17 protein-coding genes are annotated in these 16,837 nt (G+C 64.7%); 12 read left to right on the top strand and 5 right to left on the bottom strand.

Annotated features, from left to right (window positions below):
- Window positions 1-55 precede the first annotated feature (55 nt).
- The 11 genes from C7C56_RS19200 to C7C56_RS19150 all read left to right on the top strand — a co-directional run bounded on the left by C7C56_RS19200 (window position 56) and on the right by C7C56_RS19150 (window position 11,158).
- Window positions 56-1,744, top strand: coding sequence for a nitrite/sulfite reductase (locus C7C56_RS19200; RefSeq protein ID WP_106758982.1), 1,689 nt, complete (start codon window positions 56-58; stop codon window positions 1,742-1,744).
- Window positions 1,737-2,297 (top strand): DUF934 domain-containing protein, encoded by a 561-nt coding sequence (locus tag C7C56_RS19195; RefSeq protein WP_106758981.1) that lies wholly within the window; start codon window positions 1,737-1,739, stop codon window positions 2,295-2,297. The genes C7C56_RS19200 and C7C56_RS19195 overlap by 8 nt, the downstream gene beginning before the upstream one ends.
- Window positions 2,298-2,299: 2 nt before the next feature.
- Window positions 2,300-3,016 (top strand): phosphoadenylyl-sulfate reductase, encoded by a 717-nt coding sequence (locus C7C56_RS19190; protein WP_106758980.1) that lies wholly within the window; start codon window positions 2,300-2,302, stop codon window positions 3,014-3,016.
- A gap of 36 nt (window positions 3,017-3,052) precedes the next feature.
- Entirely contained in the window at window positions 3,053-3,991 is a 939-nt protein-coding gene (gene cysD, locus C7C56_RS19185; RefSeq protein WP_106758979.1) for a sulfate adenylyltransferase subunit CysD, read from the top strand.
- Window positions 3,991-5,298 carry a sulfate adenylyltransferase subunit 1 gene (locus C7C56_RS19180; RefSeq protein WP_106758978.1) on the top strand — a complete coding sequence of 436 codons (1,308 nt, stop codon included), beginning with the start codon at window positions 3,991-3,993 and terminating at the stop codon, window positions 5,296-5,298. Before cysD ends, C7C56_RS19180 begins: the two co-directional genes overlap by 1 nt.
- A 13-nt stretch (window positions 5,299-5,311) precedes the next feature.
- Window positions 5,312-6,076 carry a uroporphyrinogen-III C-methyltransferase gene (gene cobA, locus C7C56_RS19175; protein ID WP_106758977.1) on the top strand — a complete coding sequence of 255 codons (765 nt, stop codon included), beginning with the start codon at window positions 5,312-5,314 and terminating at the stop codon, window positions 6,074-6,076.
- 329 nt (window positions 6,077-6,405) lie between these two features.
- Entirely contained in the window at window positions 6,406-6,927 is a 522-nt protein-coding gene (locus tag C7C56_RS19170; RefSeq protein ID WP_146204558.1) for a hypothetical protein, read from the top strand.
- A 111-nt stretch (window positions 6,928-7,038) separates the two neighbouring features.
- Window positions 7,039-7,305, top strand: a complete 267-nt coding sequence (locus tag C7C56_RS19165) for a hypothetical protein (protein WP_106758975.1) — start codon at window positions 7,039-7,041, stop codon at window positions 7,303-7,305.
- Between the two features lie 20 nt (window positions 7,306-7,325).
- On the top strand, window positions 7,326-7,850 hold the full coding sequence (locus C7C56_RS19160) for a hypothetical protein (RefSeq protein WP_106758974.1): 525 nt from the start codon (window positions 7,326-7,328) through the stop codon (window positions 7,848-7,850).
- Window positions 7,851-7,911: 61 nt separating this feature from the next.
- A complete protein-coding gene (locus C7C56_RS19155) occupies window positions 7,912-8,100 on the top strand; it encodes a hypothetical protein (protein WP_106758973.1) in 189 nt (62 codons plus the stop codon).
- A gap of 181 nt (window positions 8,101-8,281) precedes the next feature.
- A complete protein-coding gene (locus C7C56_RS19150; RefSeq protein WP_106758972.1) occupies window positions 8,282-11,158 on the top strand; it encodes a DUF2135 domain-containing protein in 2,877 nt (958 codons plus the stop codon).
- 70 nt (window positions 11,159-11,228) lie between these two features.
- On the opposite strand, the gene C7C56_RS28315 is transcribed toward C7C56_RS19150, so the two are convergent.
- The 5 genes from C7C56_RS28315 to lptF all read right to left on the bottom strand — a co-directional run bounded on the left by C7C56_RS28315 (window position 11,229) and on the right by lptF (window position 15,011).
- On the bottom strand, window positions 11,229-11,543 hold the full coding sequence (locus C7C56_RS28315) for a hypothetical protein (RefSeq protein ID WP_146204556.1): 315 nt from the start codon (window positions 11,541-11,543) through the stop codon (window positions 11,229-11,231).
- A 226-nt stretch (window positions 11,544-11,769) separates the two neighbouring features.
- Window positions 11,770-12,270 (bottom strand): hypothetical protein, encoded by a 501-nt coding sequence (locus C7C56_RS19145; RefSeq protein WP_106758971.1) that lies wholly within the window; start codon window positions 12,268-12,270, stop codon window positions 11,770-11,772.
- A gap of 73 nt (window positions 12,271-12,343) precedes the next feature.
- Window positions 12,344-12,724 (bottom strand): sirohydrochlorin chelatase, encoded by a 381-nt coding sequence (locus C7C56_RS19140; protein ID WP_106758970.1) that lies wholly within the window; start codon window positions 12,722-12,724, stop codon window positions 12,344-12,346.
- Window positions 12,724-13,878, bottom strand: a complete 1,155-nt coding sequence (lptG, locus tag C7C56_RS19135) for an LPS export ABC transporter permease LptG (protein WP_106758969.1) — start codon at window positions 13,876-13,878, stop codon at window positions 12,724-12,726. Before lptG ends, C7C56_RS19140 begins: the two co-directional genes overlap by 1 nt.
- Window positions 13,875-15,011, bottom strand: coding sequence for an LPS export ABC transporter permease LptF (lptF, locus tag C7C56_RS19130; RefSeq protein ID WP_106758968.1), 1,137 nt, complete (start codon window positions 15,009-15,011; stop codon window positions 13,875-13,877). The genes lptG and lptF overlap by 4 nt, the downstream gene beginning before the upstream one ends.
- A 104-nt stretch (window positions 15,012-15,115) precedes the next feature.
- Here lptF and C7C56_RS19125 point away from each other — a divergent pair, with 104 nt between their 5' ends.
- Window positions 15,116-16,609, top strand: coding sequence for a leucyl aminopeptidase (locus tag C7C56_RS19125; RefSeq protein ID WP_106758967.1), 1,494 nt, complete (start codon window positions 15,116-15,118; stop codon window positions 16,607-16,609).
- The last annotated feature ends 228 nt before the right edge of the window (window positions 16,610-16,837 follow it).

Here is a 16,837-nt window from a genome sequence, read left to right as displayed (position 1 = left end):
AGGGGGAGTGTATCGCCGTCCTTCCCGCAACCGGCCCGAATTAATAGGATTACACATGTATCGTTATGACCAGTACGACCACCTCATCGTCAGGGAACGCATCGCCCAGTACCGCGACCAGGTGCAGCGCCGCATCGGCGGCGAGCTGACCGAAGAAGAATTCGTGCCGCTGCGCCTGCAAAACGGCCTGTACATGCAGCGCCACGCCTACATGCTGCGCATCGCCGTGCCCTACGGCCTGCTGTCGTCGGCGCAGATGCGCATGTTCGCGCACATCGCGCGCAAGTACGACCGCGGCTACGGCCACTTCACGACGCGCCAGAACATCCAGTTCAACTGGATCGAGCTCGAGCAGACGCCCGACATCCTGGCCGACCTCGCCTCGGTCGAGATGCACGCGATCCAAACCTCGGGCAACTGCATCCGCAACATCACGTCCGACGAATACGCCGGCGTCGCCTTCGACGAGATCATCGATCCGCGCCCGTACGCCGAGGTGCTGCGCCAATGGAGCACCTTCCATCCCGAGTTCGCCGCCCTGCCGCGCAAGTTCAAGGTCGCCATCAACGGCGCCGAGACCGACCGCGCGGCCATCGCCGTGCACGACATCGGCCTGACGGTGCTGCGCAACGAGGCCGGCGAGATCGGCTTCCAGGTCATGGTCGGCGGCGGCATGGGCCGCACCCCAATCCTGGGCAGCGTGGTACGCGAGTTCCTGCCATGGCAGCACATGCTGACCTACATCGAAGCGGTCATGCGCGTCTACAACCAGTACGGCCGGCGCGACAACAAGTACAAGGCGCGCATCAAGATCCTGCTCAAAGCCGTCGGCGTCGAGGAATTCACGCGCCAGGTCGAAGCCGAATGGGCCGACCTCGAAGGCAGCGCATCGACCCTTACGACCGACGAAATGGCGCGCGTGGCGGCCTACTTCACGCCGCCGGCCTACAAGACGCTGCCCGAGACCGACCCGCTGGCCGGCCACGAGGACAACAAGGCCTACGCCAACTGGGTCAAGCGCAACGTCAAGCGGCACAAGGTGCCCGGCTACGCGGTCGTGGTGCTGTCGCTTAAAAAGACCGGCGTGCCGCCGGGCGACGCGACCGCCGAGCAGATCGACTTCGTGGCCGAACTGGCCGACCGCTACGCCTTCGGCGAACTGCGCGTGACCCACGAACAGAACCTGGTGCTGGCCGACGTCGAGCAATCGCTCCTGTTCACGCTGTGGCAAGAGGTCAAGGCGCGCGGCCTGGCCACGCCCAACATCGGCCTGCTGACCGACATGATCTGCTGCCCGGGCGGCGACTTCTGCTCGCTCGCCAACGCCAAGTCGCTGCCGATCGCCGCCGCCATCGCCGAGCGCTTCGACAACATCGACTTCCAGCACGACATCGGCGAGATCGAACTGAACATCTCGGGCTGCATCAACGCCTGCGGCCACCACCACGTCGGCAGCATCGGCGTGCTCGGGGTCGACAAGGACGGCAGCGAGTGGTACCAGGTCTCGATCGGCGGCGCGCAGGGCAACGCCCCGGCCATAGGCAAGATCATCGGCCCCTCGTTCTCGGCGCTGCAAATGCCCGAGGTCATCGGCCGCCTGCTCAACGTCTATGTGCGCGACCGCCAGGAGGACGAACACTTCGCCGCCACCGTGCAAAGGATCGGCGTCGCGCCGTTCAAAGAATATGTGTACGCCACGCCGATCAAGGCGGGCCAACTGGTTGGAGAGGACGAATATGTCTGACGCGCAAACGAAGCAGATCATCAAACACCGCGCCGTCGTCGCCGACGACTGGACCCTGCTGCGCCTGGCCGAGGGCCAGAGCGCCGAGGCCGCCACCGTCGCCGCAGGCAAGGTGATCGTGCCGCTGGCCGTGTGGCTGGCGCAGCGCGACACGCTCGCCGCCCGCAACGAGCTTGGCGTGTGGCTGGCCAGCGACGAGCGGCCCGAGACGCTCAAGGACGACCTTTCGCGCTTCGGCGTGGTCGCGGTCGACTTCCCCAAGTTCACCGACGGCCGCGGCTACTCGATCGCCTACAACCTGCGCATGCGCCTGGGCTACCAGGGCGAGTTGCGCGCCATCGGCGACGTCCTGCGCGACCAATTGTTCGCCATGCAGCGCGTCGGCTTCGACGCCTTCGACACCCGCCCCGACCGCAGCATCGACGACGCGCTCAAGGGACTGACCGTGTTCTCCGAGGTGTACCAGGCCTCGGTCGACCAGAAGTCGCCCCTGTACCGCCGCCACGAGCGCGACGTGCGCGTCGAGAGCGGCGACATCGGCTACGGGATCTGAGCATGTCCTACATCACCTCCCTCGTCGCCGACACGCAGCAGACGCTGGCGCGCATCGCGCTTGAATTTTCGCCCGCGGTGTTCGCCTCCAGCCTGGCCGCCGAAGACATGGTCCTGACCGACCTGATTCTCAAGGCGCGTCTGCCGATCGGGATCTTCTCGCTCGAGACCGGCCGCCTGCACCCGGAAACGCTGGCCGTGGTCGACCAGGTCAAGGCGCGCTACGGCTACGACATCGCGCTGTTCCGCCCGCGGGTCGAGGCGGTCGACGCCTATGTCGCGCAGAACGGCCTGAACGCCTTTTACGACAGCGTCGAGATGCGCCGCGAATGCTGCCGCGTGCGCAAGGTCGAGCCCCTGGGGCGCGCCCTGGCCGGCAACAAGGCCTGGATCACCGGGCAGCGCCGCGCGCAATCGAGCACGCGCGCCGAACTGGCCATCGAGGAGGACGACCCGGCGCACGGCATGACCAAGTTCAATCCGCTGGCCGACTGGTCCGAGGACGACATCTGGCACTACCTGCGCGCCAACGACGTGCCCTACAATGCGCTGCACGACCAGGGCTTCCCGTCGATCGGCTGCGCGCCTTGCACGCGCGCCGTCAAGCCGGGCGAGGACGTGCGCGCCGGCCGCTGGTGGTGGGAGAACCCCGACTCGAAAGAATGCGGCCTGCACCTGGTCGACGGCAAACTGATTCGCATCAAATCCGTGGCGGCTTGAAGCCACGCGCATCATAGAACAAAACAAGGCTAAGCCATGAACACACTCACAGAACTCCCGCGCGGCCTGTCCGACCTGAACGCGCGCCACCTCGACGCGCTCGAATCGGAAGCCATCCACATCATGCGCGAGGTGGCGGCCGAATGCGCCAATCCCGCCCTGCTGTTCTCGGGCGGCAAAGACTCGGTCGTCCTGCTGCGCCTGGCCGAAAAGGCCTTCCGCCCCGGCAAATTCCCGTTCCCGCTGGTGCACATCGACACCGGCCACAACTTCGACGAGGTCATCACCTTCCGCGACAAGCGCGCCGCCGAACTGGGCGAGCGCCTGATCGTCGGCTCGGTCGAGGACTCGATCAAGCGCGGCACCGTGCGCCTGCGCAACCCGGCCACCGACTCGCGCAACGCGGCGCAGGCGGTCACCCTGCTCGAGACCATCGCCGAACACAAATTCGACGCCTGCATCGGCGGCGCCCGCCGCGACGAGGAAAAAGCGCGCGCCAAGGAGCGCATCTTCTCGTTCCGCGACGAATTCGGCCAGTGGGATCCAAAGGCGCAGCGCCCCGAGCTTTGGGACTTGTACAACACGCGCGTCCATCCGGGCGAGAACATGCGCGTGTTCCCGATCTCGAACTGGACCGAGCTCGACGTGTGGCAGTACATCGCCCGCGAAAAACTCGAACTGCCACCGATCTATTTCGCGCACGAGCGCAAGGTCATCCCACGCAACGGCCTGCTGGTGCCGCTGACCGACCTGACCCCGGCGCGCGAGGGCGAGACGGTCGAAACCCAAGTGGTGCGCTTCCGCACCGTGGGCGACATCTCGTGCACCTGCCCGGTGTCGTCCGACGCCTCCACGGTCGAGCAGATCATCGCCGAGACCGCGGTCACCCAGATCACCGAACGCGGCGCCACCCGGATGGACGACCAGACCTCCGAAGCGTCGATGGAAAAACGCAAGAAAGCAGGATACTTCTGATGACCGCCATTACCCAAAACCTCAACACAGCGGGCCTGCTGCGCTTCATCACCGCCGGTTCGGTCGATGACGGCAAGAGCACCCTGATCGGCCGCCTGCTGTTCGACAGCAAGGGCATCTTCGCCGACCAGCTCGACGCCATGTCGCGCTCCAAGCACAAGCGCACCGTCGGCGACGCGGTCGACCTGTCGCTGCTGACCGACGGCCTCGAGGCCGAGCGCGAACAGGGCATCACGATCGACGTGGCCTACCGCTACTTCGCCACGCCCAAGCGCAAGTTCATCATCGCCGACACCCCGGGCCACGAGCAGTACACGCGCAACATGGTCACGGGCGCCTCGACCGCCGACGCCGTCATCATCCTGATCGACGTCTCCAAGGTCAAGCTGCGCGAGGACGGCGGGGTCGACCTGCTGATCCAGACCAAGCGCCACTCGACCATCGCGCACCTGCTGCAGATCGAGCACGTGGTCGTGGCCGTCAACAAGATGGACCTGATCGACTACGACCAGGCCATCTACGAGCGCATCGTCAAGGCCTACCGCGAATTCGCGGCCACGCTCGGCCTCAAGGACATCACCCCGATCCCGCTGTCGGCGCTCACCGGCGACAACGTCGTCGAGCCGAGCGCGCAGATGGACTGGTACCAGGGCCCGACGCTGATCTCGCTGCTCGAGTCGCTGTCGGTCTACGACGAATCGCACGACGCCCCGTTCCGCTTTCCGGTGCAGCTGGTGGCGCGCCACAACGGCCACGAGGCCAACGACTTCCGCGGCTACATGGGCCGCATCGAGGCGGGCAAGGTCAGCGTCGGCGACACGCTCGTGGTGCAGCCGTCGGGCCAGCGCGCCACCGTCAAAGACATCGTCACGCTCGAGGGTTCGCACCAGAGCGCGGTGGTGGGCCAGTCGGTCACCATTTTGCTCAACGAATACCTCGACGTCTCGCGCGGCGACCTGCTCGCCGGTGCCGAGCAGCCAGCCACGCTGCTCAAAAACCTGCAGGCCGACGTCTGCTGGATGTCCGACGAGCCGCTCGACACGCGCCGCAAGTACTGGATCAAGCACGGCACGCGCCAGACCTCGGCCAAGGTGACCGGCATCGACACCCTGCTCGACATCAACACGCAGGAGCGGCACGCGGCCGAGAGGCTCAAGCTCAACGACATCGCGCGCATTTCGCTGACCGTGCAGCAGCCGCTGGCCGCCGACGCCTACGACGAGATCCGCGCCACCGGCGCCTTCATCCTGATCGACGAGGTGACGCACCAGACGGTCGCCGCGGGCATGATCCGGATCGCGCGCTGACAGGAGCCGCCCCATGTCAGCACCTCTCGGAAAAGTCTATCTGGTCGGCGCCGGCCCCGGCGCCCAGGACCTGATCACCCTGCGCGGCGCGCGCCTGCTCGCGCGGGCCGACGTCGTCCTGCACGACGCATTGGTGACCGACGAGATGCTGGCCCTGTGCCCGCAGGCGCTGTTGATCGGGGTCGGCAAGCGCTGCGGCCAGTTGTCGACCGCGCAGGCCTTCATCAACAAGCAGTTGGTCGACGCGGCCAACAAGTACGCGCTCGTGGTGCGCCTGAAAGGGGGCGACCCGATGCTGTTCGGCCGCGCCGACGAAGAACTGCGCGCGCTCGAGGAGGCCGGCATCGAGGTCGAGGTGGTGCCCGGCATCACCACCGCGCTGGCCGCGGCGGCGGCGACCAAGCAACCGCTGACCAAGCGCGGCGTGGCGCGCAGCGTGGCGTTTTTCACCTCGAGCACGGCGCCCGCGCATCCGGACCACGTGGCCATTCCCGACACCGACACGCTGGTGCAGTACATGGGCGGGCGCGAGGCCATCGTCACGGCCGAACGCCTGCTCGCGCAGGGCCGGCGCGCCGACACGCCGGTGGTGGTGATTGAAAACTGCAGCCGGCCCGACCAGCGCATCGTGCGCCTGACCCTGGCCACGCTGGCGCATGGGCTGAGCGCGGCGCACGGCCCGGTGCTCGTGATGCTCGGCGACGCCCTCAAGCTGCGCGAGCACCAGGCCGACGACGCCGGCGCCCTTGAACCCGTGCCGGGACGCCTGAGTGCCTGACGCGGCAAGCCGCCCGACCGAAACCACCTTCGCCAAGTCGTAACGAAAAAGCTCCCGAAAGGGAGCTTTTTCCGTCCGGGTTCCACGCCCGGTCAACCCATCTGCGTCGGGTTCACCGGCGTCCACCGGCATTGCAGCGGCATTGCAGCGGCGATGCGACATTCTCATTTTTTTAAGTATTTACGAGTGTGAATTTAGTTGCCTATTGGACTTAGAAACGATAGCCTTATCGCACATCTAGTGTTGCCGAAGCATGACATTCGGAACAAGCAACCAGCCGCCGTCCAGCCCCCGTGGTGTCGACGGGGGCCCGCATCGAGGCGATTGGTATGCAAAGAAAAGCGCTTTTATTGGGTTTGTTGCCCCCCCTGTTACTCGTCGCCTGCGCCGGCATGGACGAGTTCATGGAAGGCATGGAGCGCGGCGTGCAGCAGACGACGGCGCACATGATGACGCCGGCCCAAAGGGAAAAAGCCAGGGTCGACGCCCTGCCATATCCCCCGGCGGCCAACCTTCAGGCGCCCGGTATGATCTTCCGCTGCACCAATGGGAAAACGACGTCCGACTACAAGATCACGGCGACCGATTGGCTTATCAGTGGGCCTGGGCGTTATCAGTGGCGCTCGCGCCACTGCAATGTGGGCGAGCACAAGACCGCAATGGGCGGCAGTTCCAAGACCACATGCGGATTGCGTTACAACCCATGGTCGATCACAATCTCGACACATTGGTTTGGCAGCAGCTATGTCGAAGAATCGATCGACGAATACAAGAAGACGAACCGGATCAAGAGCAATCTCGGCAAGGGAACCCAAGTGCTCAACGGTACATGCAAGGTGATAAAGGAATAGCCGCGTCCCATAAAAAAGTTTTGTAGTCTTTAACCCCGTTGTAAGAGCCGCACCGTTCCACTCCATGCGCGCAGCAAACTGCGCAGTCAATCAACCACGAAAGGAATCAGCATGAAGATCCTCACCAAGAGCGCACAGGCGATGGCCATCATCGGCATGTTAGTTTGCTCGGCAGCCATGGCCGGCGACATCGTCGAAGGCAATGGCCACACCAAGGAAGAAGCGACCCGCAACGCCGAACGGCGCGCCCATGAGAAGGCCCGCGAAAACAACACCTGCCATATCACGCGCGTCAAGATGAGCGAGTGCAAGCGTGAAAGCGACGGCACCTGGACGTGCTACGCGGCGGCCGCCCACCACGGGAATCGCTGCAAGTAGGCGCGGTGCGGGCCTCGACCATGCGCATTCAAACGGTGTTGCGCGCCACTTGCCTGCTCGCCCCCGTGGCACTCGTCGCCTGCGCAGGCATGGACGAGTTCATGGGCGGCATGAGCCAGGGAATGGAGCAGCAAAGGATCTACCACATGACGCCCGCACAGAAGGAGCAGATGCGGGTCAACCAACTGCCTTTGCCGCCCGCCCCAAATCTGAACGCAAAGGGCGTGATCTACCGCTGCACCACCGGCAAGATCACCTCGGACAACAAGATCACTGCCACCGATTGGCTGGTCAGCCCTCCCGGCTACTACCAATGGACCTCGAGGAACTGCAATGTCGGTGAACACCGGACCCGGATGGGGGGCAGCAGCAAGACGACCTGCCAACTCGGCTACAACCCGACGTCGATGACCACGAGCAATCATTCGTTCGGCTTCACCTGGGTCAAGGAATCGATCAACCTGCGGACCATGCAATACCAGGCCGACAGCAATCTCGAAAAGGGCGGGCAGAAACTGCGGGGAAGCTGCAAGGTGATCGACTAGTCCTTATCCACGGACCGATCTTGGGTCCGTTTTTGTTTATATTCAAATATAAAGGGGAATCATGATGAAAAAAATCGTATGTTTGTTGGCGCTGGCCGCGGCCATGTCGGGTTGCGCGGCGACCGGGGAACTGCTTGGCAGCGTGCTGGGCGCGGCGGCGGCCAGCGCGCCATCGAACCAGCCGGGCAATGGCTATCCGCAACCGGCCCCGCGCCGCGACACCTCCGTGACGGCGACGGGCATCCGCTAAACGGCCCCCGTGGACGGAGCAGGCGGGCCGGGCCGGTTGGCCCGCTCCGCCGGCCTCCAATTCAGGCGCGCCCATGCCGGCGCGGATCGGCGGCAATGCGGCAACGTCGGTTTAACCCCGTTCTGCCCGCAGCGCCGTTTCATCTGGCACACCCGCCCATCGGGCCTTTCGGAGAACCACCATGTCCCCTCGCCTGCTCGCCCTGATCCTGCTCGTTTGCTCCGCCGCCGCGCCCGCGCTGGCGACATCGATGTTGCCGCCGGAGCGACACCGCCCCCTGCCGCCCCTGATGCAAAGCGCGGCCGAAAAACCGATCACGCTGCAGAGCCTGCACATCGACGCCGACATCAGTGGCGGCCTGGCCGAGACCACGGTGCGCATGGTGTTCTTCAATCCGAATCCGCGCCCGCTCGAGGGCAATCTGCAGTTTCCACTGCTTGAAGGCCAGCAGATCAGCGCCTTCGCGCTCGACATCGACGGCGTTCTGCGCCCCGCCGTGACGGTCGAAAAGGCCAAGGGCCGCCAGGTGTTCGAGGCGATCGAGCGGCAGCGGGTCGACCCGGCGCTGCTCGAGCAAACGCAGGGCAACAACTTCAAGCTGCGCGTCTATCCGATCGCCGGCGGCGGCACCCGCACCGTCGAGCTCAAGTACACCGAGGCGCTAATGCGCGCGGACGGGAATTGGCATTACCGCCTGCCGCTGGCGTACGCCGACACAATGCAGGAATTCGGGCTCGGGATCAGGATCGGCGGCGTCGGCATGCCGGTCGTCAACGGCGCGCTCGGCACCGTCAAGTTCGACCAGCAAGACGCCGGCTACCTGACGGCGCGCGTGCGCAAGAACAGCTTCAAGCCGAGCGGCGTGCTCACGGTGCAAGTGCCGGCCTCGGCGCGGCCGCAAACGTTCGTGCAGGAGCACGATGGCGACTCCTATTTCGTCACCGAGATCCCGGTGCCGGCCATGCGCTCGCTGCGCCGCCTGCCCTCGACGGTCGGCCTGCTGTGGGACAGTTCGGGTTCGGGCGCGGGGCGCCAGCGCGAGGCCGAGATGGTCGAACTGGGGCGCTATTTCAGCGCGCTGGGCAACGCGGAGGTGCGCCTGACGCGCCTGCGCGACCGCGCCGAGCCCGTCAAGAAATTCCGTATCGTCGATGGCAACTGGGACAAATTGCGCGCCGCACTCGAAGGCACGGTCTACGACGGCGCCAGCGCCTTGGCCGCCTGGACGCCGCAAGCCGATGTCGGCGAGTATCTGCTGGTCAGCGACGGGCTGCTCAACTACGGCGCGGCACGCTTTCCGGAGCTGGGCCCGAAGCAGCGCCTGTACGCGCTCAACTCCTCGCTGGCGGCCGACAGCACGCGCCTGTCCGCCCTGGCCGAGCGCAGCGGCGGCAGGCTGGTGCAGGTCGATCCGCAAAAGCCGGGCGCGGCCGCCGAGTCCTTGCTGACCGAGGGCACCCATGTTGACCGGGTCGGCGCGGTCGGCGCGACCGAACTCGTGGTCGAATCGATCGATCCCGAGAACGGCCTGGTCCGCGTGGCAGGGAAATTCCTCAATCCGCGGGCGCAACTGACGCTGTCGCTTATGCAAGACGGCAAACCGAGCCAGTTGCGTGTCGACCTGAGCGCCGGCGCAGCGCCCCATCCGTTCGCCGGGCGACTCTGGGCGGCCTACAAACTGCGCGCGCTCGAGGCGGACCTCGAGGCGAACCGGGCCGCGATCCGCCGCCTCGGCACCAAGTTCGGCATTCCGACCCGCGAAACCTCGCTGATCGTGCTCGACCGGATCGAGGACTATGTGCGCCACGACATCTTGCCGCCGCCGGCTTTGCGCGCCGACTACGCGCGCCTGTCGGGCGAGCGCGACCAGCGCCGGCTCGGCATGCGCGAAAAACAATTGGAGCGCGTGGCGCGCGAGTTCCAGCAAAAAATCGTGTGGTGGGAGAAGACCTATCCAAAGGGCCGGCCACTCAAAATCGCGACGGAGCGCGTCGAGGTGACCGGGTCGGCGCCGGCCCGCGCCGTGATGGCGCCGCCGCCTTCGCCGGTGCCCGCACCGGCGCCCATGGCGGAGCCGGCGGGGTCGGCAGCGCCAACGCTCGCCCATAGTGCCCAAAGAAACAAAGGCGGGGAAGCGGCAAGCGGGATCGGCATCACGCTCCAGAAATGGCGCTCCGACGCGCCTTACATCACCCGCATGAACGCCGCCACCGCCGCGACCATCTACCAGGTCTACCTCGACGAGAAGCCCTCATACCTCAACAGCAGCGCCTTCTATGTCGACGCCGCCGACATGCTGCTCGACAAAGGCCAGCGCGACCTGGCGCTGCGGGTGTTGTCGAACCTGGCCGAGATGGACCTCGAGAACCGGCACGTGCTGCGCATCCTCGGCTACCGTCTGATGCAGGCGGGCGCGCCGGCGCTGGCGATCCCGGTGCTCGAGAAGGTGCAATTGCTGGCCGAGGAGGAACCGCAATCGTTCCGCGACCTGGGCCTGGCGCACGCCGCGGCGGGCCACCACCAGCAGGCGGTCGACCAGTTGTACGAGACGGTGATCCGCCCGTGGGACAGCCGCTTCGCCGAAATCGAACTGATCGCATTGTCCGAGATGAACGCGATCATCGCCGCCGCGCCCGCCAGGGCCAACATCGACACCAGCCGGATCGACCCGCGCCTGCTCAGAAACATGCCGCTCGACGTGCGCGCGGTGCTGACCTGGGACGCCGACAACAGCGACATGGATTTGTGGGTGACCGATCCGAACGGCGAGCGCTGCTATTACGGCCATCGCCTGACGTATCAGGGTGGCAGGATGACGCGCGACTTCACAGGCGGCTACGGGCCGGAGGAGTTCTCGCTGCGCAATGCGAAGCCGGGCAAATACAAGATCGAGGCCAACTTCTACGGCTCGCGCCAGCAGGTCGTGGCCGGCGCCACGACCTTGCAAGTGAAGCTGACGACGGGGTTTGGCACGGCCAAGGCCAAGGAGCAGATGCTGATGCTGCGCCTGAGCGGCGATGGCAGGACGGTCAGAGTGGGCGAGTTCGAGGTAAGGTGAGTCCGTCCAAGTCGTGCTCGCTTAGGCACAAACGCATCCATTTTGGCCTTAGCGAGGACGAGCCGCCGGCTTAGCCGTTCGTCTCGATCCGATCTACGACCTTAACACTTGCATTTGTTGGGCAGGAGATTGTGAGGGTTTCCGAATGCTGGTTGATGGTTCCCCACTCACGCGCAACGCTCCAACTCGGAAGGCTATCAGTGTCCTCATTGGACGGGCTGACAGCAAACGACCAATGCCCGCTGTAGAAGGCATGGATAAATACGCCTTGCAGTTCATCGGGAACAAAGATCTCGAGAGTTGCGACATAACCACCATCGTGTAGCTTCGGATGACTTGTTACGTTGAATTCGTCGCTGCCAGCAATGCCCTTGCAACAGATCATTCGATCGCTAGCCCCCCCAGAATACCGCAGGTCTTCCTGTCGGTTCTGGCGCTTTTGGTGTTGCTTCTTTCGGTCTAAAGAAAAACATATTTGTTTCCAGATGCAAACGTTAGCGATTATCGGCGCGCTTTGGCGTGTCCGCATTGGTCGGAAGGTTAGCGATTTCGTTCTTCCATTTTTTGCAGCCCGCAAGCGCCCATAGTACATGGATGCATATCCTGCCGACTCAGATTGCGAGCGGCTTGTAGAAATCGGAACAGCCGCGCGCCATCGCGGCCCCCTTCAGAAAGCTGCGCCGCGCGGTGCCGGCCGCGATCGCCCGCGCCACTTTTTTGGCATTGCGCTCGGCGCCACTGAGCTTGCGCACCCAACCGCGGAACGGCACAGCGCCCTCGACCGCGCGGCGCAATGCGCCGACGGCGGCGTTGCCAAGCTTGTTCGTGCCGCGCTCGAAGCCGCCGGCGATGTTGACGATCGGCGGCGCGTCGAAGTCGGCCTCTAGCACTTGCTCGAGCGCGTCAACAGCGGCGTAGAGGTCGGCGCAGCTTGTGATCGGCGGCAGCTTGTACGGCTGCAGCGCGGCCTCGGCCAGGACCGGCGGAATCGCCGTGTTGGCCATGTTCAAATCGGTCAGGGGTGTCATCATGGCGTCGCCGACGCGGGCTTGCTGGTCGACGGCGCAGCCGCCCAAGGCGACGGCGCAAGCTGCGTACAGGAAAATTTTCATGGTCTCGTTTGTTTTCTGAGGGAAAATTTATAGTCGGCGCGCCGCGCCGCCCGAAGCTTGCGATTTCGCAAATTTACGCGCCGCCGGCCGACTTCACGCAATAGTCGGTCATGGCGTCGATGACGCCGGGGTCCTCGCCGACGGCGCCGGCGACCTCGATCGCCAGCCCCGGGTGGTCGCGCCCGAGTTGCTCGACGATCAGCGGGAGGTCGCGCAGCAAGTGCCCGCCCACGCCGAGGAACACGGGCACCACCGTGATGTGGCCGATGCCTTCGGCCGCCAGCGCGGCGACCCGGGCCGGCAGGCGCGGCTCCATCAGCTCGAGGAAGGCGAGCGACACGGGCACCTGCGGCATGCGCTCCTGGGTCAGGTCGCGCAAGCGTTCGAACGGGGCGGCCCATGTGGCGGCGCGCGCGCCGTGGGCGAACAGGATAAGGGCTTTTCGTTGGTTCATCAATGTCTCTCCACCCACCACAACGCGCCGATCGCGAGCAGCATGAATAAGGCGCTCGGCGCGATCGCGGTCAGCAACGCCGGCCAGGTGCTGAGCAGCCCGAGGTGCGAGAACAGGCTGTTGATCAGCATGAAGCCGACCCCGATCATGATGCCGATGAAAATTTTGAGGCTCACGCCGCCGCTGCGCTGGTGCATGTAGGCGAACGGCAGGGCCAATGCCATCAGCACGAAAATGGCGAGCGGGTCGATCAGCTTTTTCCAGAAGGCGATTTTGAAGCGCTCGGTCTCCTGTTTGCTCTCGGCCAGGTGGCGCGTGTACACAGCCAGCTCGTTGACCGACATGCGGGTCGGGTCGGACGAGGACACCGACAGGATTTTCGGCGTGATCTCGGACACCACCAACAGGCTCGGCAGGGTGCGCGTGCTGACGGCGCTCGTTTCCTGGCCGAAGGTGCCGCCCGGGGCCGCATGTTCGGCCGAGTTGGCGAAGCGCGTTTCGGTCACTTCTTCGAGCTGCCAGGTGTTCTTGCCCTGGAACGAGGCGCGCTTGGCCGTGGTCAGCGAGCGCAGGCGCAAGCTGGTGTCGAATTCGTAGAGCTTGACGTCGAGCAGTTGGCCGTCGGTGCGGAACTGGCGCACATTGAAAAAACGCGAACCCGTCACCGGTCCGGTCAGGCCGTCGCTGTGCACGACGTCCTTGGTCCACATGCCCGAGCGGAACTCCTGCGACACGGCGCCGCCCTTGGCGCTGAGCTTGAGCCGCTCGGCCATCGGGGCCGTGCGCGGGGTGACCAGCTCGCCGAACGCGAACGTGATGAGCACGAACACGAGGCCGATCTTGAAGACCATCGCCGCCGCCATCCGGGTCGACATGCTCGAGGCGCGCATGATCGTGAACTCGGAGCTCGACGCGAACTGGGCCATCGTGTAGATGGTGCCGATCAGGGCGGCCACCGGCATGAGCTTGTAGACATTGCCCGGCAACATGAGAATGACGTACAGGAAGGCGTGCTGGATGCCGTACTCGCCCTTGCCCACCGACGGCAGCTCGCCCGTCAGGTCCATGAACGCGGCCAGCAGCAGCAGCGCCAGCAGCACGAAGGCGACCGCCTGCGAGATCGAGACGGCGAAATAGCGTTGCAGGATCTTCATGCGGGCACGCCCTGCCCGGCCGCGACGCCGCGCCGTTTGAACCTGCCCCACAGCATGAGCGGATGGTAGCGGTGGTTCACGTTCAGGCGCCAGGCGAACAGCACCAGCGTGGCCAGCGCGATGAGCAGGTGCAGCGGCCACCAGCTCATGGCGAATTCGAGCTTGCCCTGCTTGACGCTGGCCTCGAGCGTCTTGACCAGGTTGTTATAGGTGAAGAAAATGAGCACCGCGATGATCAGGTTGACCGAGCTGCCCGCGCGCGGATTGACGAAGCCAATCGGAATGGCCAGCAGCAGCAGCAAAAAGCACATGATTGGCGTGGCCATACGCGACAGCAATTCGGCGCGCGTGTATTTGTTGGGCGCGGCCAGCAGCGCCATGGTCGACATCGCCTCGACCGGCAATTCGGCGCCGAGCACCGGCGTGCCGGTCGACACGCGCATGCTGTAGCGGGCGAACTCCATCGACTCGAAATCGGCCTGGCCCGGCACGCCGTGGTAGCGGCGCCCGTTTTTGAGCACCAGGAACTGGCCGCCCTTGTTGTCCTGTTCGATCACGCCCTCTTTGGCGACCACGATCGTGTTGCCGTCCTTGTCGACCGTATTGACGAACACGTTTTGCACGGTCGTTGACTCGCCGGTGGCGCCTTCGACGAAGAACACGCGGTTGCTCGAGGTCGACTCTTTGAATTGGCCGGGCGTGACTTTTTTAAGGTCTTCGCGCTTTTCGAAGCGCTGCACGAATTCGGCGTTTTTAAGCTTGGCCCAGGGCGTGGCGTAGGTGCTCAGGGCGGCCGTCAGCAGCACGATCGGCATGCCGAACGTGAGCACCGGCCGGATCCAGCGCACCAGCGACAGGCCCGAGGCGAACCAAACGACCATTTCGGAATCGCGGTAGCTGCGCGTGACGACCATCAGCACAGAAATAAAGCTGGTGAGGATCAGGATAGTTGGAAGATAATTCAACGCGGCGAATGCGATCAGCGCGAGCACGTCCCCGGACGCGACCCGACCACCCGCGGCTTTGCCGAGGATGTTAATCAGGCTCCAGGTCACCATAATGGAAAACAGCACCGTGAATGTGGCACCGGCCGAACTGGCCAGTTCGCGGCGCAATGCGCGTTGGAAGATCATTCGAAAGTTATAATCACTAGGTTAGGCAATACGCAGGCAGTACAAGCGGCGGTAGAAGCGGCAGTACAAGGCTGTGCGCACCACAACACGAAACGGAGAATCAAATGGACTTTAGCATAAAAGCATTCGACACAAAAAACACGATCGCGTCGGCCAAAAGCGGCTGCGTCGCGGTTGCGGTATTCGAGAACAAAAAAATGTCGCAGGCGGCCAAAGCCCTCGATCAAGGTGGTGAAATCAGCGCCGCGCTCAAGTCCGGTGACATCAGCGGCAAGGCCGGTTCGACCATGCTGCTGCGCGGCGTCTCAGGCAGTGCCGCGGCGCGCGTTTTGCTCGTCGGTATGGGCGGCGATGAAACGTTCAGCGAGAAAAGCTTCAGCTCGGCCGTGGGCGCCATGCTCAAGGTCTTCGCGTCGCTGGGCAGCGCAGACGCCATTATCGCACTACCGATGACCGATGTGAAAGAGCGCGACGTCAACTGGGCCTTGCGCACCGTCGTTTGCGCCGCCCACGAGAGCGTGTTCCGCACCGATTCGCAGAAGAGCAAGAAAGACCCGGCCTCGGCCGGCGTCAGGAAGATCACCCTGGCGCTGGCCGCCAACGGCGAGCTCAAGAGCACGCTGGTGCAGGCGGTCGCGATCGCCAACGGCATGGACCTGGCCAAGGAACTGGGCAATCTCTCGCCGAACGTGTGCACCCCGGGCTACCTCGCGCAGACGGCGAAACAATTGGCCAAGGATTACAAGTTCGAAGTCGAAGTGCTCGAGCGCAAGCAGTTGCAGGCGCTCAAGATGAACAGCTTCCTGTCGGTCACCAACGGCAGCGACGAGCCGCCGAAGTTCATCGTGCTCAAGCACATGGGCGGCAAGGCCAAGGACGCGCCGGTCGTGCTCGTCGGCAAGGGCATCACGTTCGACTCGGGCGGGATCTCGCTCAAGCCGGGCCCCGCCATGGACGAGATGAAGTACGACATGTGCGGCGCCGCCTCGGTGCTGGGCACCTTCCGCGCGATCGGCGAGATGGGCCTCAAGCTCAATGTGATCGGCGTGATCGCCACCTGCGAGAACATGCCGTCGGGCCGCGCGACCAAGCCGGGCGACATCGTCACCTCGATGAACGGCTTGACCATCGAGATCCTCAACACCGATGCCGAGGGACGTCTGGTCCTGTGCGACGCGCTGACCTACGCCGAGCGCTTCAACCCGGCCGCCGTGGTCGACATCGCCACACTGACCGGTGCCTGCATCGTCGCGCTCGGGCACCACAAGTCGGGCTTGTTCACGCGCAGCGACGCCGCCCACGAGAAGCTGGCCGCCGAATTGCTGGCGGCGGGCCAGCAGGCCAGCGACACCGCGTGGCGCCTGCCGATCGAAGAGGTGTACAACGAGCAGCTCAAGTCGAACTTCGCGGACCTGGCCAACATCGGCTCGCCGGGCGGCGCCAGCGTGACGGCCGCGTGTTTCCTCGAGAACTTCACCCGCAAATACACCTGGGCCCATCTCGATATCGCCGGCACCGCATGGAAATCGGGTGGCGCGAAAGGCGCGACCGGACGTCCGGTGCCGCTGCTGTCGACGTTCTTGCTGAACCGCGTTTAAGGTAGGAGCGGCACGCCGATGTATCGTCGTTTCCGCCATTGGCAGAAACGACTCCCCGCGAAAGCGGGGACCCATATGGCTACGTCATCCCCGCGAATGCGGGGACCCATATAGCTCCGTCATCCCCGCGAAGGCGGGGACCCATATAGCTCCGTCATCCCCGCGAAGGCGCGGCCCCATCTAGCTCCGTCATCCCCGCGAAGGATGGGACCCATATAGCTCCGTCAT

The sequence above is a fragment of the Massilia glaciei genome (assembly GCF_003011895.2).
GTDB lineage: Bacteria > Pseudomonadota > Gammaproteobacteria > Burkholderiales > Burkholderiaceae_D > Telluria_A > Telluria_A glaciei.
Note: the sequence above shows the minus strand (reverse complement) of the source record. Positions and strands in the feature narration are given on the sequence as shown.

What these genes read in the sequence shown, in the direction of transcription:
- cobA (WP_106758977.1), top strand. Translation starts at nt 5,312, where the DNA reads ATGTCAGCACCTCTCGGAAAAGTCTATCTGGTCGGCGCCGGCCCCGGC.
- C7C56_RS28315 (WP_146204556.1), bottom strand. Translation starts at nt 11,543, where the DNA reads ATGATCTGTTGCAAGGGCATTGCTGGCAGCGACGAATTCAACGTAACA.
- C7C56_RS19165 (WP_106758975.1), top strand. Translation starts at nt 7,039, where the DNA reads ATGAAGATCCTCACCAAGAGCGCACAGGCGATGGCCATCATCGGCATG.
- C7C56_RS19200 (WP_106758982.1), top strand. Translation starts at nt 56, where the DNA reads ATGTATCGTTATGACCAGTACGACCACCTCATCGTCAGGGAACGCATC.
- C7C56_RS19195 (WP_106758981.1), top strand. Translation starts at nt 1,737, where the DNA reads ATGTCTGACGCGCAAACGAAGCAGATCATCAAACACCGCGCCGTCGTC.
- C7C56_RS19190 (WP_106758980.1), top strand. Translation starts at nt 2,300, where the DNA reads ATGTCCTACATCACCTCCCTCGTCGCCGACACGCAGCAGACGCTGGCG.
- C7C56_RS19125 (WP_106758967.1), top strand. Translation starts at nt 15,116, where the DNA reads ATGGACTTTAGCATAAAAGCATTCGACACAAAAAACACGATCGCGTCG.
- C7C56_RS19155 (WP_106758973.1), top strand. Translation starts at nt 7,912, where the DNA reads ATGATGAAAAAAATCGTATGTTTGTTGGCGCTGGCCGCGGCCATGTCG.
- C7C56_RS19170 (WP_146204558.1), top strand. Translation starts at nt 6,406, where the DNA reads ATGCAAAGAAAAGCGCTTTTATTGGGTTTGTTGCCCCCCCTGTTACTC.
- lptG (WP_106758969.1), bottom strand. Translation starts at nt 13,878, where the DNA reads ATGAAGATCCTGCAACGCTATTTCGCCGTCTCGATCTCGCAGGCGGTC.
- lptF (WP_106758968.1), bottom strand. Translation starts at nt 15,011, where the DNA reads ATGATCTTCCAACGCGCATTGCGCCGCGAACTGGCCAGTTCGGCCGGT.
- C7C56_RS19140 (WP_106758970.1), bottom strand. Translation starts at nt 12,724, where the DNA reads ATGAACCAACGAAAAGCCCTTATCCTGTTCGCCCACGGCGCGCGCGCC.
- C7C56_RS19180 (WP_106758978.1), top strand. Translation starts at nt 3,991, where the DNA reads ATGACCGCCATTACCCAAAACCTCAACACAGCGGGCCTGCTGCGCTTC.
- C7C56_RS19150 (WP_106758972.1), top strand. Translation starts at nt 8,282, where the DNA reads ATGTCCCCTCGCCTGCTCGCCCTGATCCTGCTCGTTTGCTCCGCCGCC.
- C7C56_RS19145 (WP_106758971.1), bottom strand. Translation starts at nt 12,270, where the DNA reads ATGAAAATTTTCCTGTACGCAGCTTGCGCCGTCGCCTTGGGCGGCTGC.
- cysD (WP_106758979.1), top strand. Translation starts at nt 3,053, where the DNA reads ATGAACACACTCACAGAACTCCCGCGCGGCCTGTCCGACCTGAACGCG.
- C7C56_RS19160 (WP_106758974.1), top strand. Translation starts at nt 7,326, where the DNA reads ATGCGCATTCAAACGGTGTTGCGCGCCACTTGCCTGCTCGCCCCCGTG.